Source organism: Micromonospora sp. 4G55, assembly GCF_016803375.1.
The window spans coordinates 1-17,179 of the sequence record NZ_JAEVHN010000067.1 but is presented as its reverse complement, the minus strand read 5'-3'; the positions used below and the strand labels follow the sequence as shown (position 1 = coordinate 17,179).

Sequence of the window (17,179 nt, the reverse complement as noted above, 5' to 3'; positions counted from 1 at the left end):
GCGTGGCACGCTGTGTCTCGTGTCCACGCTGCGCGACCTCGCCGAGGAGCACACCCAGCTCCGGCCGGCCGACATCGACCACCTGCACCGGATCGCGGGCAACCCGTGACCAAGACGAGGCTGATCCGCGCCGCCGGACTGCGCTGGCCGGCACGTCGCGGAGAGGTCGGCACGCGGCCCATCAAACCCGGTGCCGACCAGTGGCGGCAACCGGAGCCGGGCGGCCGGCCGGTGGGGTGTGCCGGTCGCCCACCGGGTGTCCGGCTGCGCCGCCGGCTCAGCCGACCCGGGTGAGCAGCGTCACCGGGGCGCCGTCCCCGGCGTACCGGTAGGGCTCCAGCTCGGCGTCCCAGGCGGTGCCGAGCGCCTTGTCCAGGGCGTGCGCCAGCGCCTCCGGGGCGCGGGCGGTCGCCATGATGCTGCGCAGCCGGTCCTCGCCGAGCTGGATGTCGCCGGCCGCGCCGACGGTGGCGCGGAACAGGCCACGGCCGGGGACGTACATGAAGCGCTCACCGTCGGCGCCCGGACTGGGCTCCTCGGTGACCTCGAAACGGATCATGGGCCACTGCCGGAGGGCAGCAGCCAGTTCGGCGCCCGTCCCCGGGCGACCGGTCCACCCGCACTCGGCCCGGCGGGCGCCGGGATCGACGGGCTGGCCCGTCCACTGCAGGTTGACCGGCGCGGCGAGGACGCGCGCGATCGCCCACTCGACGTGCGAGCACACGGCGAGCGGGGTCGAGTGGACGTATACGACGCCACGCGTTGGCACGGTGACCTCCCGGAGACCGAGGTGCGTCTTCCCCTACGACCTCGACCACCCGAGTGGTTCCTGCAACACATGATGACGGTGTGACGGATGGTGCGCTAGCGAATCGGGAAATTCGCCGGGGGGAAATACCCGGACCGGTGACCCGGTTGTGCTCTCCGACAGGCACGGTGGCCGGCCAGGCATCGTGTTCGTGTACAGTTCTGTGGGCGGTTCTGCGCCGTCGTACATCTTCGCGGGCCGAGGCTCATCCGGGCGTCTCCCGCATTCAGCCCCCGGACGTTTTCCGTCCTCCCGTACGTCTTGCAAGGAGTACCTCCGTGGCGAGCAACACCTCTAAGACCGCGCGCGCGTCAGTCCGGGCCGGCCAGGCTGGCCAGGGTGGGGCCCTCAGCGTGCTGGGCGAGTTCAAGTACCTCATCCCGCTCAACGGCGGCAAGCACGCCTACGTGCGGAACCTGACCAACGGCAAGACCGCGCACCTGCGCACCGACTCGGACGCCTTCGTCGAGGAGATCCGGGTGCTGGCCGCCGCCGGCCACGCCGCCAAGATCCGCGCCGAGATCAACAACCTCGCCGCCACCCACCCGGGCGACGGCTGGGACAAGACCGAGAAGCGCCTCGTCGAGGCCGGCGTCTTCGAGGGCTGAGCCCTCCCCCCAAGCGCCACCTGGAACCGCCCGTCGGGTCACCCCGGCGGGCGGTTCCGTCTTTCCCGGGGAGCGAGGCCGGGACCGTAGGCGGGACCGGCGGCTGGTCAGCGGTCGAGGAGGGTGACCTCGCCGGTGGCCAGGTCGTAGACCGCGCCGACCACGTCCACCCGGCCCTCGGCGACGGCCCGGTGAGCAGGGGGTCGGCGCGCAGCGTGGCCACCGTGCGCAGCACGTGCCGGCGTACCGCCATCGGGTGCGCCCGCGGGTCGTCCGCCCCCACCTCGGTCACCGCCGGGGCGATCTGGTCCACCAGGTACGCCAGCGAGCCGCCCGGCCGCTCCCCGGTGCGCAGGGTGTCCACCGCCGAGGCGACCGCCCCGCACCGCTCGTGGCCGAGCACCATCACCAGCGGCACCCCGAGCTGGCCCACGACGTACTCGATGGAGCCGCAGACCGCCCGGTCCAGCACGTGCGCGCCGGTGCGGATCACGCAGATCGACCCGAAGGTCTGGTCGAAGATCGCCTCCAGCGGCACCCGCGAGTCGATGCAGCCCAGCAGCACCGCGTACGGCTGCTGGTCGCCCGAGGCGACGGCTGCGGCGGCGGTGACGTCGTGGCCGTGCACCGGCTGCCCGCTGACGAAGCGGCGGTTGCCGGTCAGCAGCTCGGCCAGCGCGGCCCGGGGCGTCCGGGCCGCTCCCGTGCTCGGACCGGTCATGTCCCCCAGCCTGGTCACGGATCCGGCCGCGCGGGGCGGGATGCGAATCTTCTCACCACCACGGTTGGCGTGGTGTCATGACGGGTAGCCGGTGTTACCGCCGGGTCACCCCGGTACGAGGGGGACCGGACGGCCCGGGGAGGTCACGATGTCGGAGCAGCAGCAGGTACGGCTTCCCGACGACGTGCGCCTGCACGTGGAGGTGACCGGGCCGGCGGACGCCGAGGTCACCGTGATCATGCTGCACGGCTGGACGCTGGACGGGCGGGCCTGGCACCGGCAGCTCGCCGACCTGACGGCCCGCTTCGGCCGGCGGGTCCGGGTGGTGACCTACGACGCCCGCGGGCACGGCCGGTCCAGCTGCATGGCCCTGCGCACGGCGACCCTGGCCCAGCTCGGCGACGACCTCGCCGCGGTGCTCGACGCGGTGGCCCCGGCCGGCAGGGTCGTGCTGGTCGGCCACTCGATGGGCGGGATGACCGTGATGGAGTACGCCCACCGCCACCCCGAGCATTTCGCCGCCCGTACCGCCGGGCTGGTCTTCGTCTCGACCACTGCCGAGGGACACACGCACACGGTCTACGGGCTGTCGCCGCGCATCGCCCGGTTGATCCGGATCGCCGAGACCACCGGCGCCGGGGTGCTGGCCCGCTGCGGCTCCTGGCGCCCGCCACGGGCGCTGCTGCGCGCGCTGCGGCCCAGCATCCGCTGGATGCTCTTCGGTGACCGCTGCGACCCGTCCGACATCCGCCTGGTCACCTCGGCGGTGGCGCGCGCCTCGCTGCGCTCGATCGGCGGGTTCCGCGCCTCGATCGGCGCCCAGCACCGGCTCGAAACCCTGGCCGAGCTGGCCCATCTGCCGGCGGCGGCGCTGGTCGGCGACCGGGACCGGCTCACCCCGCCGCCCTGCGCGGAGTCGATCGCCGCCGCGCTGCCGGTGACCGAGCTGACCGTCTGCCCGGGCGCCGGGCACATGCTGATGATGGAGCGGCCGGACGAGGTGAACGCCGCGCTGGCCGGGGTGCTGCGCCGGGTGCTGTCCGACCCGCCGGAAGCCGGCGCGACGGGAGCCGGCGCCACGGAGATCGGCACATCGGAGAGCAGCACGACTGAGAGCGGCACGACCGACATCGGCACGACCGAGATCGGCGCGACCCGGCCGAGGAAGGCCGCCGCCGGGCCGAGGACGACGGGCGCGACGGAGCCGATCCCGGCCGGCTGAGCGGCCCGTGGAGGGTGGCGGACGTCGCGGGACGCGGCATGGCCCCGAAGGGGGGTGGCAGGCTGCCCGTACCCTCATTCCGCCTGGCGTGCGCCCGCGCCCGGCCGCCGCCGTCGCACAGGAGCCGTCACGTTGACCGACCAGACCACCCTGGAGCAGGAGATCGCCGCCGAGCAGCGGCATCTCGACCGGGTGTACGCCCGCCTCGCCGAACTGCGCCGCTCGGCGGCACAGGCCGAGAAGGAGGGCTACCGGCTGGCCCGGGTGGGCAACTTCGGCGCGCTGGTCGAGCGGGACGCGATGGTCTTCCACGCCGCCCAGCGACGGTACGTGCTGGACGCCGAGCACGAAGGGCTGGTCTTCGGCCGGCTCGACCTGCGGACCGGCCAGGTGCTGCACGTGGGGCGGCTCGGGGTGCGGGGCGAGAACGCCGAGACGCTGGTGGTCGACTGGCGCGCCCCGGCCGCCGCCGCGTTCTACCAGGCGACCCCGGCCGAGCCGCTGGGCGTGGTGCGGCGACGCACCATCCAGTCGTCGGCCGAGAAGGTCACCCGGATCGAGGACGACCTGCTCGACCCGGAGTCGGCGCCGGCCGAGATGGCGGTGGTCGGTGACGGGGCCCTGCTGGCGACCCTGTCCCGGGCGACCGGCCGGGGAATGCGCGACATCGTGGCCACCATCCAGCGGGAGCAGGACGAGGCGATCCGCTCCCCCGGCTCCGGGGTCACCATCGTCTCCGGCGGCCCGGGCACCGGCAAGACGGCGGTCGCGCTGCACCGGGCGGCGTACCTGCTCTATTCCGACCGCAGCCGGTACGCCGGCGGCGGCATCCTGGTGGTCGGCCCGTCCTCGGTCTTCGTGGAGTACATCGCCTCGGTGCTGCCCTCGCTCGGCGAGGAGACCGCCACGCTGCACTCGCTGGGCTCGCTCTTCCCGGGCATGTCGGCGACCCGGACCGACCCGCCGGAGGTGGCGGCGGTGAAGGGCTCGCTGCGGATGCGGAAGGTGCTGGAGCGGGCGGTACGCGACGCGGTGCCGGACGGGCCGGACGAGCTGCGCCTGCTCTACCGGGGCGAGCTGCTCCGGCTGGAGCGCCGCGAGCTGGACGGCGTCCGGGACCGGGCGCTGTCCCGGGGCGCGCGCCGCAACGAGGTACGGCGGGTGGCCTTCGACGCGGTGCTCGCGGCGCTGTACGCCCAGGCCCGCCGGCTGGGCGTCCCCCGGCTGCCGGAGCAGCGCGCCTTCGAGGACGAGATCATCGACGGCCGGAGTTCCGCGAGTTCCTCAAGGCGTGGTGGCCCCGGCTGCACCCCGCGGCACGTGCTGGGCTGGCTGGCCCGGCCGGAGCGGCTGCGCCGGTACGCCGGCGGCATCCTGTCCCGGGCGGAGACCGCGCTGCTGGTCGAGGCGTACCGGGTGCTGGACGCGCAGGGGCTGACGGTGGCCGACATCGCCCTGCTCGACGAGCTGGACGCGCTGCTCGGCAAGCCGGTGCAGCGGGCCCGGGCCAAGCGCGACCCGTACCAGTTGGCCGGCGGCGTGCGCGAGCTGAGCACGTTCGCCGACCGGCAGCGGGCCGCCCGGGCGGCGGCCCGGGAACGCCCGGAGGACTACCGCGACTACGCGCACGTGGTGGTGGACGAGTCGCAGGACGTCTCGCCGATGCAGTGGCGGATGGTCGGCCGGCGCGGCCGGCTCGCCTCCTGGACCGTGGTGGGCGACCCGGCGCAGACCGCCTGGACCGGTGACCCGCAGGAGCTGGACCGGGCCCGGGACCAGGCGCTCGGCCGGCGCCGGCGGCACCGCTTCGCGCTGACCACGAACTACCGCAACTCAGCGGAGATCTTCGCGGTGGCGGCGGCGGAGATCCGCCGGCTCTACCCCGACCTGCAGCTGCCGACGGCGGTCCGCTCCACCGGCGTGGAGCCGGTCGCGCTGACCGTCGCCGCCGACGGGCTGCCGGCGGCGACCGTGCAGGCGGTGGACGCGCTGCTCACCGAGGTGGAGGGCACGGTCGGCGTGATCACGCCGGTGCCGCGCCGCGACGAGGTGGCCGGCTGGCTGGACGGGCACGGCGGCTCCCGGCTCCAGGTGGTGACCAGCCTCCAGGCCAAGGGCATGGAGTACGACGGCGTCGTGCTCATCGCCCCGAGCGAGATCCGGGCCGACCCCGGCTCGGGCGTGCGCACCCTCTACGTCGCCCTCTCCCGCGCCACCCAGCGCCTCACCACCATCGACCCCACACCCTGACCCCCGCCCCACCCCGGCCGTCAAGCCGCTCCCGCGTCGCCGCGGACCGCGCACTTTCAGAGAAGAAGGGGCCTCGGAGCGCAAAATAGCCACGCTTTCTCGGAAAGTGCGGGCGCGGCATGGCCGTGGGGGTTAGTTGCATACATAGCGATGTGAGCATAGATTGGGTTCGGGCCGGCGGGGCGACGGAGGGTGTGGGCGTGGGCGCAGGTCATGACCACCACGGGTCGGTCTCGAACGCGGCGCACCGGCACCGGGGGCGGCTCTGGGCGGCCTTCGCGTTGCTCGCCGCGCTGATGGTGGTCGAGGCGGTCACCGCGTTCGGCACCGGCTCGCTGGCCCTGCTCTCCGACGCCGGGCACATGTTCACCGACGTGCTCGGCATCGGCATGGCGCTGGCCGCCATCACCGCCACCCGGCACGGCGACCGGGACCCGCAGCGCACCTTCGGGCTCTACCGGCTCGAGGTGCTGGCCGCGCTCGCCAACGCCGCCCTGCTCAGCGGGGTGGCGATCTACGTGCTGATCGAGGCGGTCCGCCGGTTCGGCGACCCGCCGGAGGTGCGGACCGGGCCGATGCTGGCGGTGGCGGTGCTCGGCCTGCTGGCCAACCTCGTCGCGTTCGCGCTGCTGCGCGAGGGGGCGCGGGAGAGCATCAACCTGCGCGGGGCGTACCTGGAGGTGCTCGGCGACCTGCTCGGCTCGCTGGGCGTGATCGGGGCCGCGCTGCTCATCGCCGGCACCGGCTGGTGGTGGGCCGACCCGGCGGTGGCGGTCGCGATCGGCCTGTTCATCCTTCCCCGCACCTGGCGGCTCGGCCGCGCGGCGGTGCGCATCCTGGTCCAGGCCGCCCCGGAGCATCTCCAGGTGACCGCCGTGCACGACCGGCTGACCGCCGTCCCCGGCGTCGCCGAGGTGCACGACCTGCACGTCTGGACGCTCACCTCCGGCATGGAGGTCGCCTCCGCCCACCTCACCATGGTCCCCGGCGCCGAGGTCGGCACGGTGCTCGCCGCCGCCCGCACCGCCCTGCACGAGGACTTCCACATCGAGCACGCCACCCTCCAGATCGAGCCGGGGGCCGCCCCCGGCGCCTGTGGGCAGGTCGAGTGGTGACAAAATCGGACACCTATTGTCCGGTTGTGCCACCTACACCACGATTCACTCCAGTACCCTCAGTCACGAAACGGGCGGGTGTCACACCCGTACCGGTAGGCTCGGTCCCGGCCTCCGCCAGGCGGCACCCTCCGGTGCCGGCGGTGGCCGTCGCCTAATCGCCTGCCAGGGCGAGCCGGGGAACCATGTTCGTGGGGTGCATCCGCGTCAGCGGTAGGGATCTTCCGTCCCGAACCCGTCAGCTAACCCGGTCGGCGGCTGACGGAAGGACATGTGCATGCACGTACGACGTACCACCGCACGGCTGGTGGCCGCGGTCGTCGCGACGCTCGCCCTCGGGGTGTCGTCCGCGCCGGTCCCGGCGACGGCCGCTCCCCCCGCCACCGGGCTCGCCGCCGCCCCCGGCAACGACGAGGAGGGCGGCACCCCGGCACTGCGCGCCCAGCTCGACGCAGCCAGCAAGGGCTGGATCGACGCCAAGGCCGCGCTGGAACGCTCCACCAAGCGGCAGCAGGAACTCAACAACCAGCTCAAGACGATGGAGTCGGAGCTGACCGTCCGGCAGGGCAAGGTCGGCGAGATCGCCGGCGTGGCGTACCGGACCGGGCGACTCGGGCCGGTGTCGGCGCTGCTCAACAGCTCCAGCCCGGAAGGCTTCCTGGACCGGGCGGCGGCGCTGGAGACGGTGGCTTCCAACGAGGACCGGGAGCTGCGCAACCTGATCCGGACCCGCGACGAGGCCACCCGCACCCGGGGCGCGCTCGACAAGGAGCTCGTCGAGCAGCGCAAGCAGGTCGCGGTGATGGCCAAGCGCAAGCAGCAGGCCGAACGGGCCCTGGCGGTGGCCGCCGCCGACAAGCCCGCCGCCAGCGCCGGCGGCGGCTCCAACGCGGGGACCTCCACCGCCAACGCCAAGGCGGCGCCGCGCAACCCCGACGGCTCCTGGCCGTCGGAGTCGTGCAGCGTCAACGACCCCACCCCGGCCAACGGCTGCATCACCCCGCGCATGCTCAACGCGCTGCAGCAGGCTCAGGCGGCCGGCTTCACCCGGTACGTCTCCTGCTACCGCCCCAGCGGCTCCGGCGAGCACCCCAAGGGCCGGGCCTGCGACTTCGCGGCGCAGAAGAGCGGCTTCGGCGGCGACGCGACCGGCGGCGACAAGACGTACGGCAACAACCTGGCCGCGTACTTCATCCGCAACTCCGACCGGCTCGCCGTGCTCTACGTGATCTGGTACCGGCAGATCTGGCTGCCCAGCAGCGGGTGGAAGTCGTACAGCGGGGCCGGCGGGGACCCGTCCAGCGACCACACCAACCACGTGCACCTGTCGGTCTACTGACCGACCCGCGGCGGGGCCCGTCCGAGGCGGACGGGCCCCGTCGTACGCGCGTCGACGTACCCGGGATGTCGTCGACCGGCCCACGACGCAGCGCGACGGCCGGGCGAGCATCAAGGCATGACCCGACTCTCCCCCGACGGCCGCAAGACCCTGCTCACCCTGCACCTGGTGACCGCGCTGGGCTGGCTCGGCGCGGACCTCGTGCTGCTCACCCTCGGCATCGCCGGGCTGCGCGGCGCCGACCCGGAGGTGGTCTACCCGGCGGCGGCGCTGGTCGCGACCTGGCTCTTCGCGCCGCTGAGCGTGCTGGTCTGGGTGGTCGGCGTGACCAGCGCGCTGCTGACCCCCTGGGGACTGCTGCGCTGGCGTTGGGTGGTGGTCAAGCTGGTGCTCACCACGGTGATGATCGGCCTGGTGCTCTTCGCGCTGACGCCGAACCTGCGCGCCGCCGCCGGACCGGACGCCACCGCGCACCAGCGCATCGACGTGGTGGTCGCCCCCGCGGTCTCCACCGGCCTGCTGGTCACCATGACCGTGATCTCCACCTGGAAGCCGTGGGGCCGCAACCGCCGGGCTGTCCCGCCGCCCCGCCGGACGGCGGCACCCGCCGGCCGCCGCTGACTGGACCGGGGGGGGTCAGCTCGGGACCGGGCCGCCGTCGGCCTTCCGGTCCAGCACCGGGCCGAGCCGGCTGGCCAGGCCCAGGTGCGCGGCCCGGGCCTGGCGGAACGCGTACCCGAACAGCGGCGCCGGCGCGGAGAGGGTGATCTCCACGTCGATCCGCAGCACGTCGCCCTCCTCCTGGAGCCGGGTGTGGTTGCGCACGGTCGTGCCGGGCTGCTGCCGGGCCACCGTGACGATCTCGTCGTCGGAGACCACCAGGACGTCGGCCTGGTAGGTGACCGGGAACCGCAGCGGCCCCAGCTCCAGCCGGTCGGTGATGGCGTAGCTGGCCCGCGCGCCCGGACGGGTCGGCAGCCGGCGCACCCGGACGATCAGCGGATGCAGCTCCTCCTGCCGGGCGGGATCGCTCAACAGCGCCACCGCGTCCGCCCGTGAGCAGCGCGCCTGCACCGTGTAGCTGAACGACTCCCGCCGGACCACTCCACCCTCCACCCCTCGTCGGTCGCCCGATCGTCCCGTACGACGGCCGGGCTGGCAATCGCAGGCGGCATGACGGTGCCCCGGCGGGGAATCCGGCCGGCGACGGCCACGGGAGGCGGGGCATGGACGGGTACGACGGATGAGCGGGCACGTGATGGTCTTCGCTCCGACGCCACGGCTGACGGTGACCGTCGACCAGCCCAGCGACCAGCCGGAACTGCACCTGCACCCGGGCGGGCAGGGCGTCTGGCAGGCCCGGATGATCATGTCGCTGGGGGTGCCGGTGGTGCTCTGCACGACGCTCGGCGGCGAGCTCGGGCAGGTGCTGGAGCCGCTGCTGGCCACCGAGGGGGTGGACCTGCGGGTGGTGCGGCGCGACTCGTGCAGCGGCGGCTACGTGCACGACCGGCGCGACGGCACCCGGCACGAGATCGTCGACGTGGTCGGCGCGCCGCTGAGCCGGCACGAGCTGGACGAGCTCTACAACCTCTCGCTCGGTGAGGGGCTGCGGGCCCCGGTGAGCGTGCTCAGCGGCCCCAACGAACCCTCGCTCGTCCCGGCCGACCTCTACCGCCGCTTCGCCGCCGACCTGGGCGCCAACGGCGGCCGGGTGGTGGTGGACCTCGCCGGCGAGCACCTGACCGCCGTGCTGGCCAGCGGGGTGTTCTTCCTCAAGGTCAGCCACGAGGAGCTGATCGCCGACGGGCGGTCCACCGGCGCGGAGGAGGACGAACTCACCCGCGCCATGTACGACCTGCACGCCTCCGGCGCCGAGAACGTGGTGGTCAGCCGGGCCGACCGGCCGGCGCTCGCCCTGGTCGACGGGGAGGTGTTCGAGGTGGAGATGCCCCGGCTGGAGGCGGCCGACCCGCGCGGGGCCGGCGACTCGATGACCGCCGGGGTGGCGCCGTGGTCGCCGGCGGCGGCGACGTGCGTACCGCGATCCGCACCGGCGCGGCGGCCGGGGCGCTGAACGTCACCCGGCACGGGCTGGGCACCGGCCGGCTGGACACCATCGCCGGCCTGGTCGACCGGGTCCGCCTGGTGCCGGCCGCAGCCGGCCGCAGGAGCGGACCACCCCGGACGAGCTGGCCGACCGGGCGGTGGACCGGTGACGCTGCGGGTGCTGGTCACCAACGACGACGGGATCGCCGCGCCGGGCATCCTGGCGCTGGCCCGGGCGGCGGCCGAGCGTGGCCTGGACGTGGTGGTGGCCGCTCCGCTGGAGGAGGCGAGCGGCACGAGCGCCTCGATGACCGCCGTGGAGCGGGAGGGGCACGTGGTGGTGCGCGACCATCCGCTGCCGGAGCTGCCCGGGGTGCCCGCGTACGGGGTCGGCGGGTCGCCCGGCTTCATCGCGCTGATCGCCGTGCACGGGGCCTTCGGGCCGCCGCCGACGGTGCTGCTCTCCGGGATCAACCGGGGCGCCAACGCCGGCCGGGCGGTGCTGCACTCCGGCACGGTCGGCGCGGCCTTCACCGCCGCCGCCAACGGCTGCCGCGCCATGGCCGTCTCGCTGGACGTGCTCTCCGTCGGCGAGGCCACCGCCGTCAGCGGCGGGGCCGCGGTCTCCGCCGCCGCCCGGGTACGCGACGCGGAGCGGCACTGGGACACCGCCGCCCGGGTGGCGCTGGACCTGCTGCCCCGGCTGACCGCCGGGCCGGTGGAGAGCGTGCTCAATGTCAACGCCCCGGACCTGCCGCACGGGCGGCTGCGCGGCGTGCGGCGGGGCACCCTGGCCAGCTTCGGCCAGGTGCAGATGACGGTGGCCGAGTCCGGGCACGGCTTCGTACGGACCTCGCTGGAGGAGCCGGGGCAGGCCGTGCAGCCCGGCACCGACCTGGCCCTGCTGGCCGCCGGGTACGCCTCCGTCACCGCCGTCCGGGCGGTCACCGAGGTCGCCGACGTGGACCTCTCCGGTCTGGGCGGCGACTGACCGCGCCACGTGGGGGCCGGCGGTGCCGGCGTCAGGCGCCGGGGAGGACCTCGGGGGTCGGGGCCGCATGGCCGGCGAAGTAGGGCTCCGGCGCGCCGAAGAGGCCGAGCAGGCCGGTGACCCAGAGCTGCCGGTGGACGAACCGGCTGGGCTCGGTGACCACCAGCTTGACGCCGCTCACCTCGGCCGTCTGGAACCCGGCCACCATGGCGCTGATGCCGACGGAGTCGATGAAGGTGACGAGTCGCATGTTCAGCTCGATCCGGGACGGACGGCCCTTCGCGAGCACCTCGGCGATCGCCTCACGCACCTCGTACGCGGTGTCGACGTCGATCTCCCCTCGCGGAGCGATCTCCATGACACCACCCGGCAGAACCGACTTCACGATCGACAGGCTCACGCGAGCACCTCCACTCGCCCGTCAACGGGCGCCTCATCAGTACGCGGGCCGCGACCGAGAGTATTCCTCCGACGGCCTCGGTCGCCACCCCCCGGGGTGAGCAATTCGCGGATCCGGACGGACCGGACCGTTTTCCCCCGAGTTGTTCCTGGTCCCGTTCATTCCAACGAGCGACCGGGTTCGGCCGCTCCAACCGACCCAGGGTAGCGACCCCGGTCCAGTCGTTTCCGTACCCGGCTCGCCCGGCGAGCCCCGGTGCGCGCCGATCCTCCGGTGTTGCCCGACCCGCCTAGGGTCGGCGGGCGAGGGTTCCACCACGACGGAAGGAACGATCGATGCTCAAGAGACTGCTCGGCCTGGCCGGTGTCGGCGCGCTGCTCGCTCTCGTACTGGCCTGCGGCTTCGGCGGCGGGGACGACGACGATGACGATGACGATGACGATTTCGCCCGCGGCGTCGCGGTGGTCATGGTCCGCTGAGGTTCCGACCCGGGTTTGCGGCGCGTCCCGGATGGGCACTGGCGGGACAGGCGACCGTGACGCGCCGCAGACGTCGACGTCCGAAGTGGCCGTAGACTTCGGCACCCCGAGGAGGTACCCATGTTCGGCAGCAACCTGCTGGAGCGCCGCAGCAAGCCGGAGCGGATCGCCGACCAGGCCTGGCAGCAGCTGGTCTCGGCGGTCGGTTCTGCCGGTGACAGCGTGCGGGACACGGCGCGGTCGGTCCGCGGCGGCACCCACCTTTCCGACGCCGGTGACCTGGTGGGCTCGGCGGCCGACGAGGCCCGGCGTCGGGCCACACTCGCCTTCGACGCGCTCGCCGGGCGCCGTCCGGCCCTGCCGTGGACGCTGCTGATCAGCGCGGCGCTGGTCGGGGCCGCGATCGGTTGGGCCGCCGGGACGCCGCGCGGGCCGCCGGCAGCCGGGACGGTCGGGCCGTCGACGACATCGAGTTCGTCGACGTGGACCGGCCGAACTCACCGGTCGGCCTCGACGGCTGACCGACGGCACGCCGGGGACTGCCCGGTTGGATCAGAACGACGTGGCGGTGTCCGGGACTCCGGGCACCGCCACGTCGCGTGGCACGGTCGGTCGCGCCGGCCGGGTCAGCGGCTGGTGCAGGTGACCGCCGGTACGCCGGTGCTGCCGCTCGAGCTGCCGAGGAAGCCGACGCTGGTGGTGGCGCCGGCGCCGAGCGCGCCGTTCCAGCCGGCGTCCCGGACCGACACGGCGGCGCCGGTCTGGGTGTACGAGCCGCCCCAGAGCTGGGTGACCTGCTGCCCGTCGGCGAAGGTCCAGCCCAGCGTCCAGCCGGCGATCGGCGCGGTGCCGGAGTTGCGCACCACCACCTCGCCCTGGAAGCCGCCCTGCCACGACCCGGTCACCCGGTATGTGGCCGCGCAGCCGCTCGACGGGGTGGTCGGTGACGGGCTCGGCGACGTCGGCGTCGGAGTGGGGCTGGGTGAGGTCGGGGTCGGCGTCGGGCTGGTCGGGGTGGGGCTCGGGGTGCCGCCGAGCCGGTCGGCGACGAGGATGCCGCGCCCGTTGGTGCCCAGGTACACCCGGCCGTGGACCCGGGGGTCGCCGGTCAGCGCCTCGCCCGCGTTGCCGTACTGGTGCTGGTCGTCGTTGATCCGCACCCAGCCGCCGCCGGCGTTGTCCGAGCGGTACACGCCGGCCTTGCCGTCCACCGCGCCGACCAGGAACACCGCCGGATACGTCTGCCCGGGCGCCGCCCTGCCGAAGCCGACGTTGACCGACGAGCTGACGGCGCCCAGCCTGGTGAAGCTGGCCCCGGCGTCGGTGGAGCGCCACAGTCCGCCCTCACCGGCCAGCCAGATGTCGCCCTCCCGGCCGGGCAGCGCCTTGAACTTGACGCTGCCGGCGCTCGGCAGCCCGGTGGCGGCCGACGCGGTGAAGCTGGCCCCGCCGTTGGTGCTGACGTAGAACCTGCCGCCGCTGAAGCCGTAGAACCGGTTCGGGTTGACCCGGTCGGACTCGATCACCGCGTTGGCCGGGATGCCGGTGGCGGCGGTCCACGAGGCGCCGAAGCCGACCGAACGGACGACCTGCTGCCCGGCATCGCCCGGTGCCCAGACGAACTGGCTGCCGTCGGCCGACGCGGCGACCGTGCCGCCGCTGTCGACCCCGGACGGCTCGCCGCCCTGGAACCAGTTCGCCCCGCCGTCGGTGGAGAAGGCGACGTGGCTGTCGCCCGGCCGGTCCGAGTCGGTGACGTTACCGGCCCGCACCATGACCGCCGGCTTGGTCTCGGCGTAGTCCAGGCTGGTGGTGCTGGTGAACCCCGGCTGGGTGAACATCATCGACGGGACCGCGGCGAGGTCGGTGTGGCGGAAGCCGCCGATGTCGCCGAGCGCGCTGACCAGCGGCGCGCCGGAGGGCGGGCTGATCAGGTCGAGGACGGCGGTCTCCTCCAGCCCCTTGACCATCGGCTTGATGGTGAACTGCCCGCCGGTGTCCCACCTGGTGAGGTCGGTGCTGCCGTAGATGGTCGCGCCGGTGCCGTACAGGAAGCGGTTCGAGTCGAACGGGTCGATCTCCACCGACTCGTTCATCCAGCCCAGCTTCGGGGTCTCCTCGGGCGGGGACGGGTTGAGGCCGAAGGTCAGCCACGGCACCGAGCTGACGTCCATGGTGTAGCGCCTGGTCCGGTTCGGGTAGCTGCCGAACTCCCAGATCCGGGTCCAGGTGGCGCCGCCGTCGGTGCTGCGGAAGAAGATCGCGTCCGGCCACCAGGAGACCTGGGTGGCGACCATCAGGGTGTTCGGCCGCTGCCGATCGATGGTCAGGCCGGAGTAGCCGAAGTAGTCGTCGGCGCTGGTGGACGGGATCGGGCTGATCCGGGTCCACGCGCCGGTCGCCCGGTTGAACTTCCACACGTCGCCCTTGCCGCCGTCGTACGGGCCGCCGGTGTCGCTGGTGGCGATGTAGAGGAAGCCGCCGACCGGGTCGACGACGCCCTTGTGGGCCAGGTACCCGGTGGGCTGGCCGGCGATCCGTTCCCAGGTGGCGCCCGCGTCGGTGCTGCGGTAGACCGGGTTCTCCTTGTCGGCCACGCCGACGTAGATGGTCTTCGTGGCGGTGCCGGCGGTGCCGGTGCTCTTGTCGAAGCTCACCCAGGTCAGACCCTGGTTCTGGCCGTTGTAGCCGGCCGGGTCGCTGGGGTCGGCCCGGTAGTTGCCGACGTTGGGAAAGTTCGCCACCTTCGCCCAGGTCGCCCCGAAGTCGGTGCTGCGCCACAGGCCGTTGCCGCCCTCGGCGCCGTAGTACAGGACGCTGTTGCGGTTGGGGTCGACGGCCAGCCGCTCCCCCATGCCCCGGCCGGGCATGTTGCCGCCGTTCTTGAACGGCAGCTCGGTGACCTGCCAGCTGGCGCCCTTGTCCGCGGAGCGCAGGATCGCGCCGTTGTTCGGGTCCCAGTCGTTGGTGTACATGCCGACCGCCGCGTACACCCGGTTGGTCTGCACCGGGTCGGTGGCCAGGCTGACCACGCCGTTGTAGCCCCACCGGTCCGGGCCCACCCAGTCCAGCAGCGGCGTCCACGACTGGCTGGCCTGCTCCCAGCGGTACGCGCCGCCGATGTCGGTGCGGGCGTAGATCAGGTTCTTCTCGGTCTGGTTGAAGACGATGCCGGGGACGAAGCCGCCGCCGTCGACCCGGACGTTGCGCCAGCTGTACGGCTCGGCGGCGGCCGCCGCGGCCGGGGTGGACGGTGCGACGGTGAACTGCACGGCCACGACGGCCGTGGCGGCGGCGAGCACGGACGTGACCGCGCCGGCGAGACTTCTCCGCATCTGCGGTTCCTCTCGGGGATTGCCAGGGTGGTGGGGACGCGACGTCCCGGGGACGTCGACGGGCGCGAAGAGCTGCCCTGGCTCCCCGCCGGCACGCTGGCTCCCGCTTGCCGAGGCACATTCACCCTAACCGCTGCGGCGGCCTCTGTGGAAGCGCTCCCAGTCAGCTCGCCCGGTCGAGGTGGTAGACCACCGCGTCGCCGACCCGCTCGCGGTGGACCCCCAGCCCCTCGACCGGACGGGCCGCCGCGCCCTGCCACGGCGTGCCGGTCGCGTACCGCGGCAGCAGCACCACCGTGCGCACGCCGGCCGCCCGCAGGTACGCCACCGACCCGGCGTCCGGGAAACCCGTGCCGGCCGCGCGGATCCGCTGCTGACTGTCCGGAGTGAACGAGGCCAGCCCGTTGACCGTGGACGGGAAGCCGTCGTCGACCAGAGCATCACGTGGTAGTCGCGGATGCCGCCCAGCGGCAGCACCAGCACCGGGCCCGCGACGCCGCGCAACGCCACCGGCTGCGCCGGCACCGGCACGTGCGGGGTCCGGTTCACCCCCTCCGCCAGCACCAGCAGCGCCGGGAGCACCAGCGCCACCCGCCCCCACCGACGCCAGTCCCTGCGACCGGCCCCGGCCGGCGGCGACTCCCGGACCGTCAGCGCCCCGGCGGCCAGCACGCCCAGCAGCAGCGTCGTCCAGAGCACCAGCCGGCCCGGGGTGCGCAGGGCGTCCCAGCCCGGCAGGTGCCGCATCAGGGTCAGGTAGCCCGGGTCGCCGTCGCCGCCGAAACTGGTCCCCGCCGCGAGGGCGAGGCTGACCAGCACCCCGGCGGCCAACGCGACCCGCTGCCACACCCGCCAGGCCGAGAAGACCAGCCCGGCCACCGCCAGCGCGATCAGCACCACGCCGGGCAGCAGGGTCATCTCTCCCGGGAAGCCGAGCGTCGCCCGTTCCGCGCCGTGCCGCTCGCCCCCACAGCCACGACTCCGTCGGCGCCGTCAGGAAACCACGGGCCGGCGGGGAGAACATCGCCACCTGCGCGGCCGTTCGCCGGCCGGCCGGATGGCGGGCCACCACCTCCAGGTACGGCGCCGCCATCAGCAGGCTCACCCCGGCGAACCCGGTGACCCGGCCAGATCGGCCAGGAGCAGGCCGCGCGGAACCGCCGGCCGGGACCGGCGCCGCCACCAGGTGACGGCGTACGCCCCGGCGACGGCGAGGCCGAGCAGACCCAGGACGTACGCGAACGGCAGGCCGATGCCGAAGCCCAGGGTGACCTGCCAGGCGGCGACCGCCCAGCCGGCCCCCGCCCAGCCCGGACGGACCCGGTCGGGCCGGTACCCGTGGCGCAGCGACCAGCCGTGGCCCCGGGCCAGCATGGCCAGCGCGAGGGCCACCCCGCCGATGCCGAGCACGTGCAGGTGCCCAGCCTGGGCCAGCTTCCACGGCGCGTACGCGAACGACGCCCCGGCCACCGCCGCCCCGGCCCGTCCGGCCCCCAACTGCCGCGACAGCGCGTAGGCCCCGACGAAGGCGAGCGCGTGCACCAGCACGTAGAGCAGGTTGTAGCGGACGACGGCGGCCACCGGCCCCTCGCCGACCAGCGCGAACGGGGCGAAGCCCAGCAGGGTGTCGGAGTAGGCGTAGGTGTACGGCTCGGGAAAGAACGTGTTCGAGTGCCAGAGGTGGGCCGGGTCGGTGCGCAGCGCGTGCCCGCCCCAGGCGACCTGCCACGCCTGCAGGGTCGGGTCGCCGGTGTCCTGCGGGAGGGGTGCCGGCCGGGTCGCGCAGCGTCGGCCAGGTCAGCGCGGCGGACAGCGGCAGTGACGCGAGCACCACGAGGGTCCACTCGTGCCGGGCAACCCGC

General features: G+C 74.2%; 14 protein-coding genes, 3 pseudogenes and 1 riboswitch. Of the genes and pseudogenes, 11 read left to right on the top strand and 6 right to left on the bottom strand.

Annotation, left to right across the window (positions count from 1 at the left end; genetic code table 11):
* Window positions 1–19: 19 nt before the first annotated feature.
* Window positions 20–103 (top strand): annotated as a pseudogene (locus JNW89_RS38625) (histidine kinase N-terminal domain-containing protein); the annotation flags it as partial.
* A 174-nt stretch (window positions 104–277) separates the two neighbouring features.
* On the opposite strand, the gene JNW89_RS08850 reads toward JNW89_RS38625, so the two are convergent.
* Window positions 278–769 carry a DUF3145 domain-containing protein gene (locus JNW89_RS08850; RefSeq protein WP_088960915.1) on the bottom strand — a complete coding sequence of 164 codons (492 nt, stop codon included), beginning with the start codon at window positions 767–769 and terminating at the stop codon, window positions 278–280.
* Window positions 770–1,086: 317 nt separating this feature from the next.
* On the opposite strand from JNW89_RS08850, the gene JNW89_RS08845 reads away from it, so the two are divergent.
* Window positions 1,087–1,416 carry a hypothetical protein gene (locus JNW89_RS08845; RefSeq protein ID WP_088960914.1) on the top strand — a complete coding sequence of 110 codons (330 nt, stop codon included), beginning with the start codon at window positions 1,087–1,089 and terminating at the stop codon, window positions 1,414–1,416.
* Here the strand turns inward: JNW89_RS08845 and JNW89_RS08840 are convergent.
* Window positions 1,331–2,137 carry a carbonic anhydrase gene (locus JNW89_RS08840; RefSeq protein WP_238448490.1) on the bottom strand — a complete coding sequence of 269 codons (807 nt, stop codon included), beginning with the start codon at window positions 2,135–2,137 and terminating at the stop codon, window positions 1,331–1,333. The two genes, JNW89_RS08845 and JNW89_RS08840, sit on opposite strands and share 86 nt — an antisense overlap.
* A 148-nt stretch (window positions 2,138–2,285) precedes the next feature.
* On the opposite strand from JNW89_RS08840, the pseudogene JNW89_RS08835 reads away from it, so the two are divergent.
* The 5 genes and pseudogenes from JNW89_RS08835 to JNW89_RS08815 all read left to right on the top strand — a co-directional run.
* Window positions 2,286–3,185, top strand: a pseudogene (locus tag JNW89_RS08835) (alpha/beta fold hydrolase); the annotation flags it as partial.
* Window positions 3,186–3,491: 306 nt separating this feature from the next.
* Window positions 3,492–5,609, top strand: coding sequence for an AAA family ATPase (locus JNW89_RS08830; RefSeq protein WP_238448489.1), 2,118 nt, complete (start codon window positions 3,492–3,494; stop codon window positions 5,607–5,609).
* A 200-nt stretch (window positions 5,610–5,809) separates the two neighbouring features.
* Window positions 5,810–6,724, top strand: a complete 915-nt coding sequence (locus JNW89_RS08825; protein ID WP_238448488.1) for a cation diffusion facilitator family transporter — start codon at window positions 5,810–5,812, stop codon at window positions 6,722–6,724.
* Window positions 6,725–6,865: 141 nt separating this feature from the next.
* Window positions 6,866–6,997, top strand: a riboswitch (cyclic di-AMP (ydaO/yuaA leader).
* 4 nt (window positions 6,998–7,001) lie between these two features.
* Complete coding sequence (locus tag JNW89_RS08820; RefSeq protein WP_238448487.1) at window positions 7,002–8,063, top strand: hypothetical protein; 1,062 nt, start codon at window positions 7,002–7,004, stop codon at window positions 8,061–8,063.
* A 117-nt stretch (window positions 8,064–8,180) separates the two neighbouring features.
* Window positions 8,181–8,684 carry a hypothetical protein gene (locus JNW89_RS08815; RefSeq protein WP_238448486.1) on the top strand — a complete coding sequence of 168 codons (504 nt, stop codon included), beginning with the start codon at window positions 8,181–8,183 and terminating at the stop codon, window positions 8,682–8,684.
* A 15-nt stretch (window positions 8,685–8,699) separates the two neighbouring features.
* On the opposite strand, the gene JNW89_RS08810 is transcribed toward JNW89_RS08815, so the two are convergent.
* The gene (locus tag JNW89_RS08810) at window positions 8,700–9,167 is read right to left on the bottom strand and encodes an SRPBCC family protein (RefSeq protein ID WP_238448485.1); all 468 of its coding nucleotides are present in this window, start codon (window positions 9,165–9,167) and stop codon (window positions 8,700–8,702) included.
* Window positions 9,168–9,306: 139 nt separating this feature from the next.
* Between JNW89_RS08810 and JNW89_RS08805 the strand changes: the two genes are divergently transcribed.
* Window positions 9,307–10,140 (top strand): PfkB family carbohydrate kinase, encoded by an 834-nt coding sequence (locus tag JNW89_RS08805; RefSeq protein WP_375155064.1) that lies wholly within the window; start codon window positions 9,307–9,309, stop codon window positions 10,138–10,140.
* A 138-nt stretch (window positions 10,141–10,278) separates the two neighbouring features.
* Window positions 10,279–11,103, top strand: coding sequence for a 5'/3'-nucleotidase SurE (gene surE / locus JNW89_RS08800; protein ID WP_238448484.1), 825 nt, complete (start codon window positions 10,279–10,281; stop codon window positions 11,101–11,103).
* Window positions 11,104–11,134: 31 nt separating this feature from the next.
* Here the strand turns inward: surE and JNW89_RS08795 are convergent, their stop codons facing one another.
* Window positions 11,135–11,503 (bottom strand): STAS domain-containing protein, encoded by a 369-nt coding sequence (locus tag JNW89_RS08795; RefSeq protein ID WP_088960906.1) that lies wholly within the window; start codon window positions 11,501–11,503, stop codon window positions 11,135–11,137.
* Between the two features lie 335 nt (window positions 11,504–11,838).
* On the opposite strand from JNW89_RS08795, the gene JNW89_RS08790 reads away from it, so the two are divergent.
* Both JNW89_RS08790 and JNW89_RS08785 read left to right on the top strand, forming a co-directional pair.
* The gene (locus JNW89_RS08790) at window positions 11,839–11,982 is read left to right on the top strand and encodes a hypothetical protein (protein ID WP_238448483.1); all 144 of its coding nucleotides are present in this window, start codon (window positions 11,839–11,841) and stop codon (window positions 11,980–11,982) included.
* A gap of 362 nt (window positions 11,983–12,344) precedes the next feature.
* Window positions 12,345–12,503: a hypothetical protein gene (locus JNW89_RS08785; protein ID WP_238448482.1), complete on the top strand. Its 159-nt coding sequence runs from the start codon at window positions 12,345–12,347 to the stop codon at window positions 12,501–12,503.
* Window positions 12,504–12,608: 105 nt separating this feature from the next.
* On the opposite strand, the gene JNW89_RS08780 is transcribed toward JNW89_RS08785, so the two are convergent.
* Both JNW89_RS08780 and JNW89_RS08775 read right to left on the bottom strand, forming a co-directional pair.
* A complete protein-coding gene (locus JNW89_RS08780; RefSeq protein ID WP_238448481.1) occupies window positions 12,609–15,317 on the bottom strand; it encodes a cellulose binding domain-containing protein in 2,709 nt (902 codons plus the stop codon).
* A 163-nt stretch (window positions 15,318–15,480) separates the two neighbouring features.
* Window positions 15,481–17,179 (bottom strand): annotated as a pseudogene (locus JNW89_RS08775) (hypothetical protein); the annotation flags it as partial.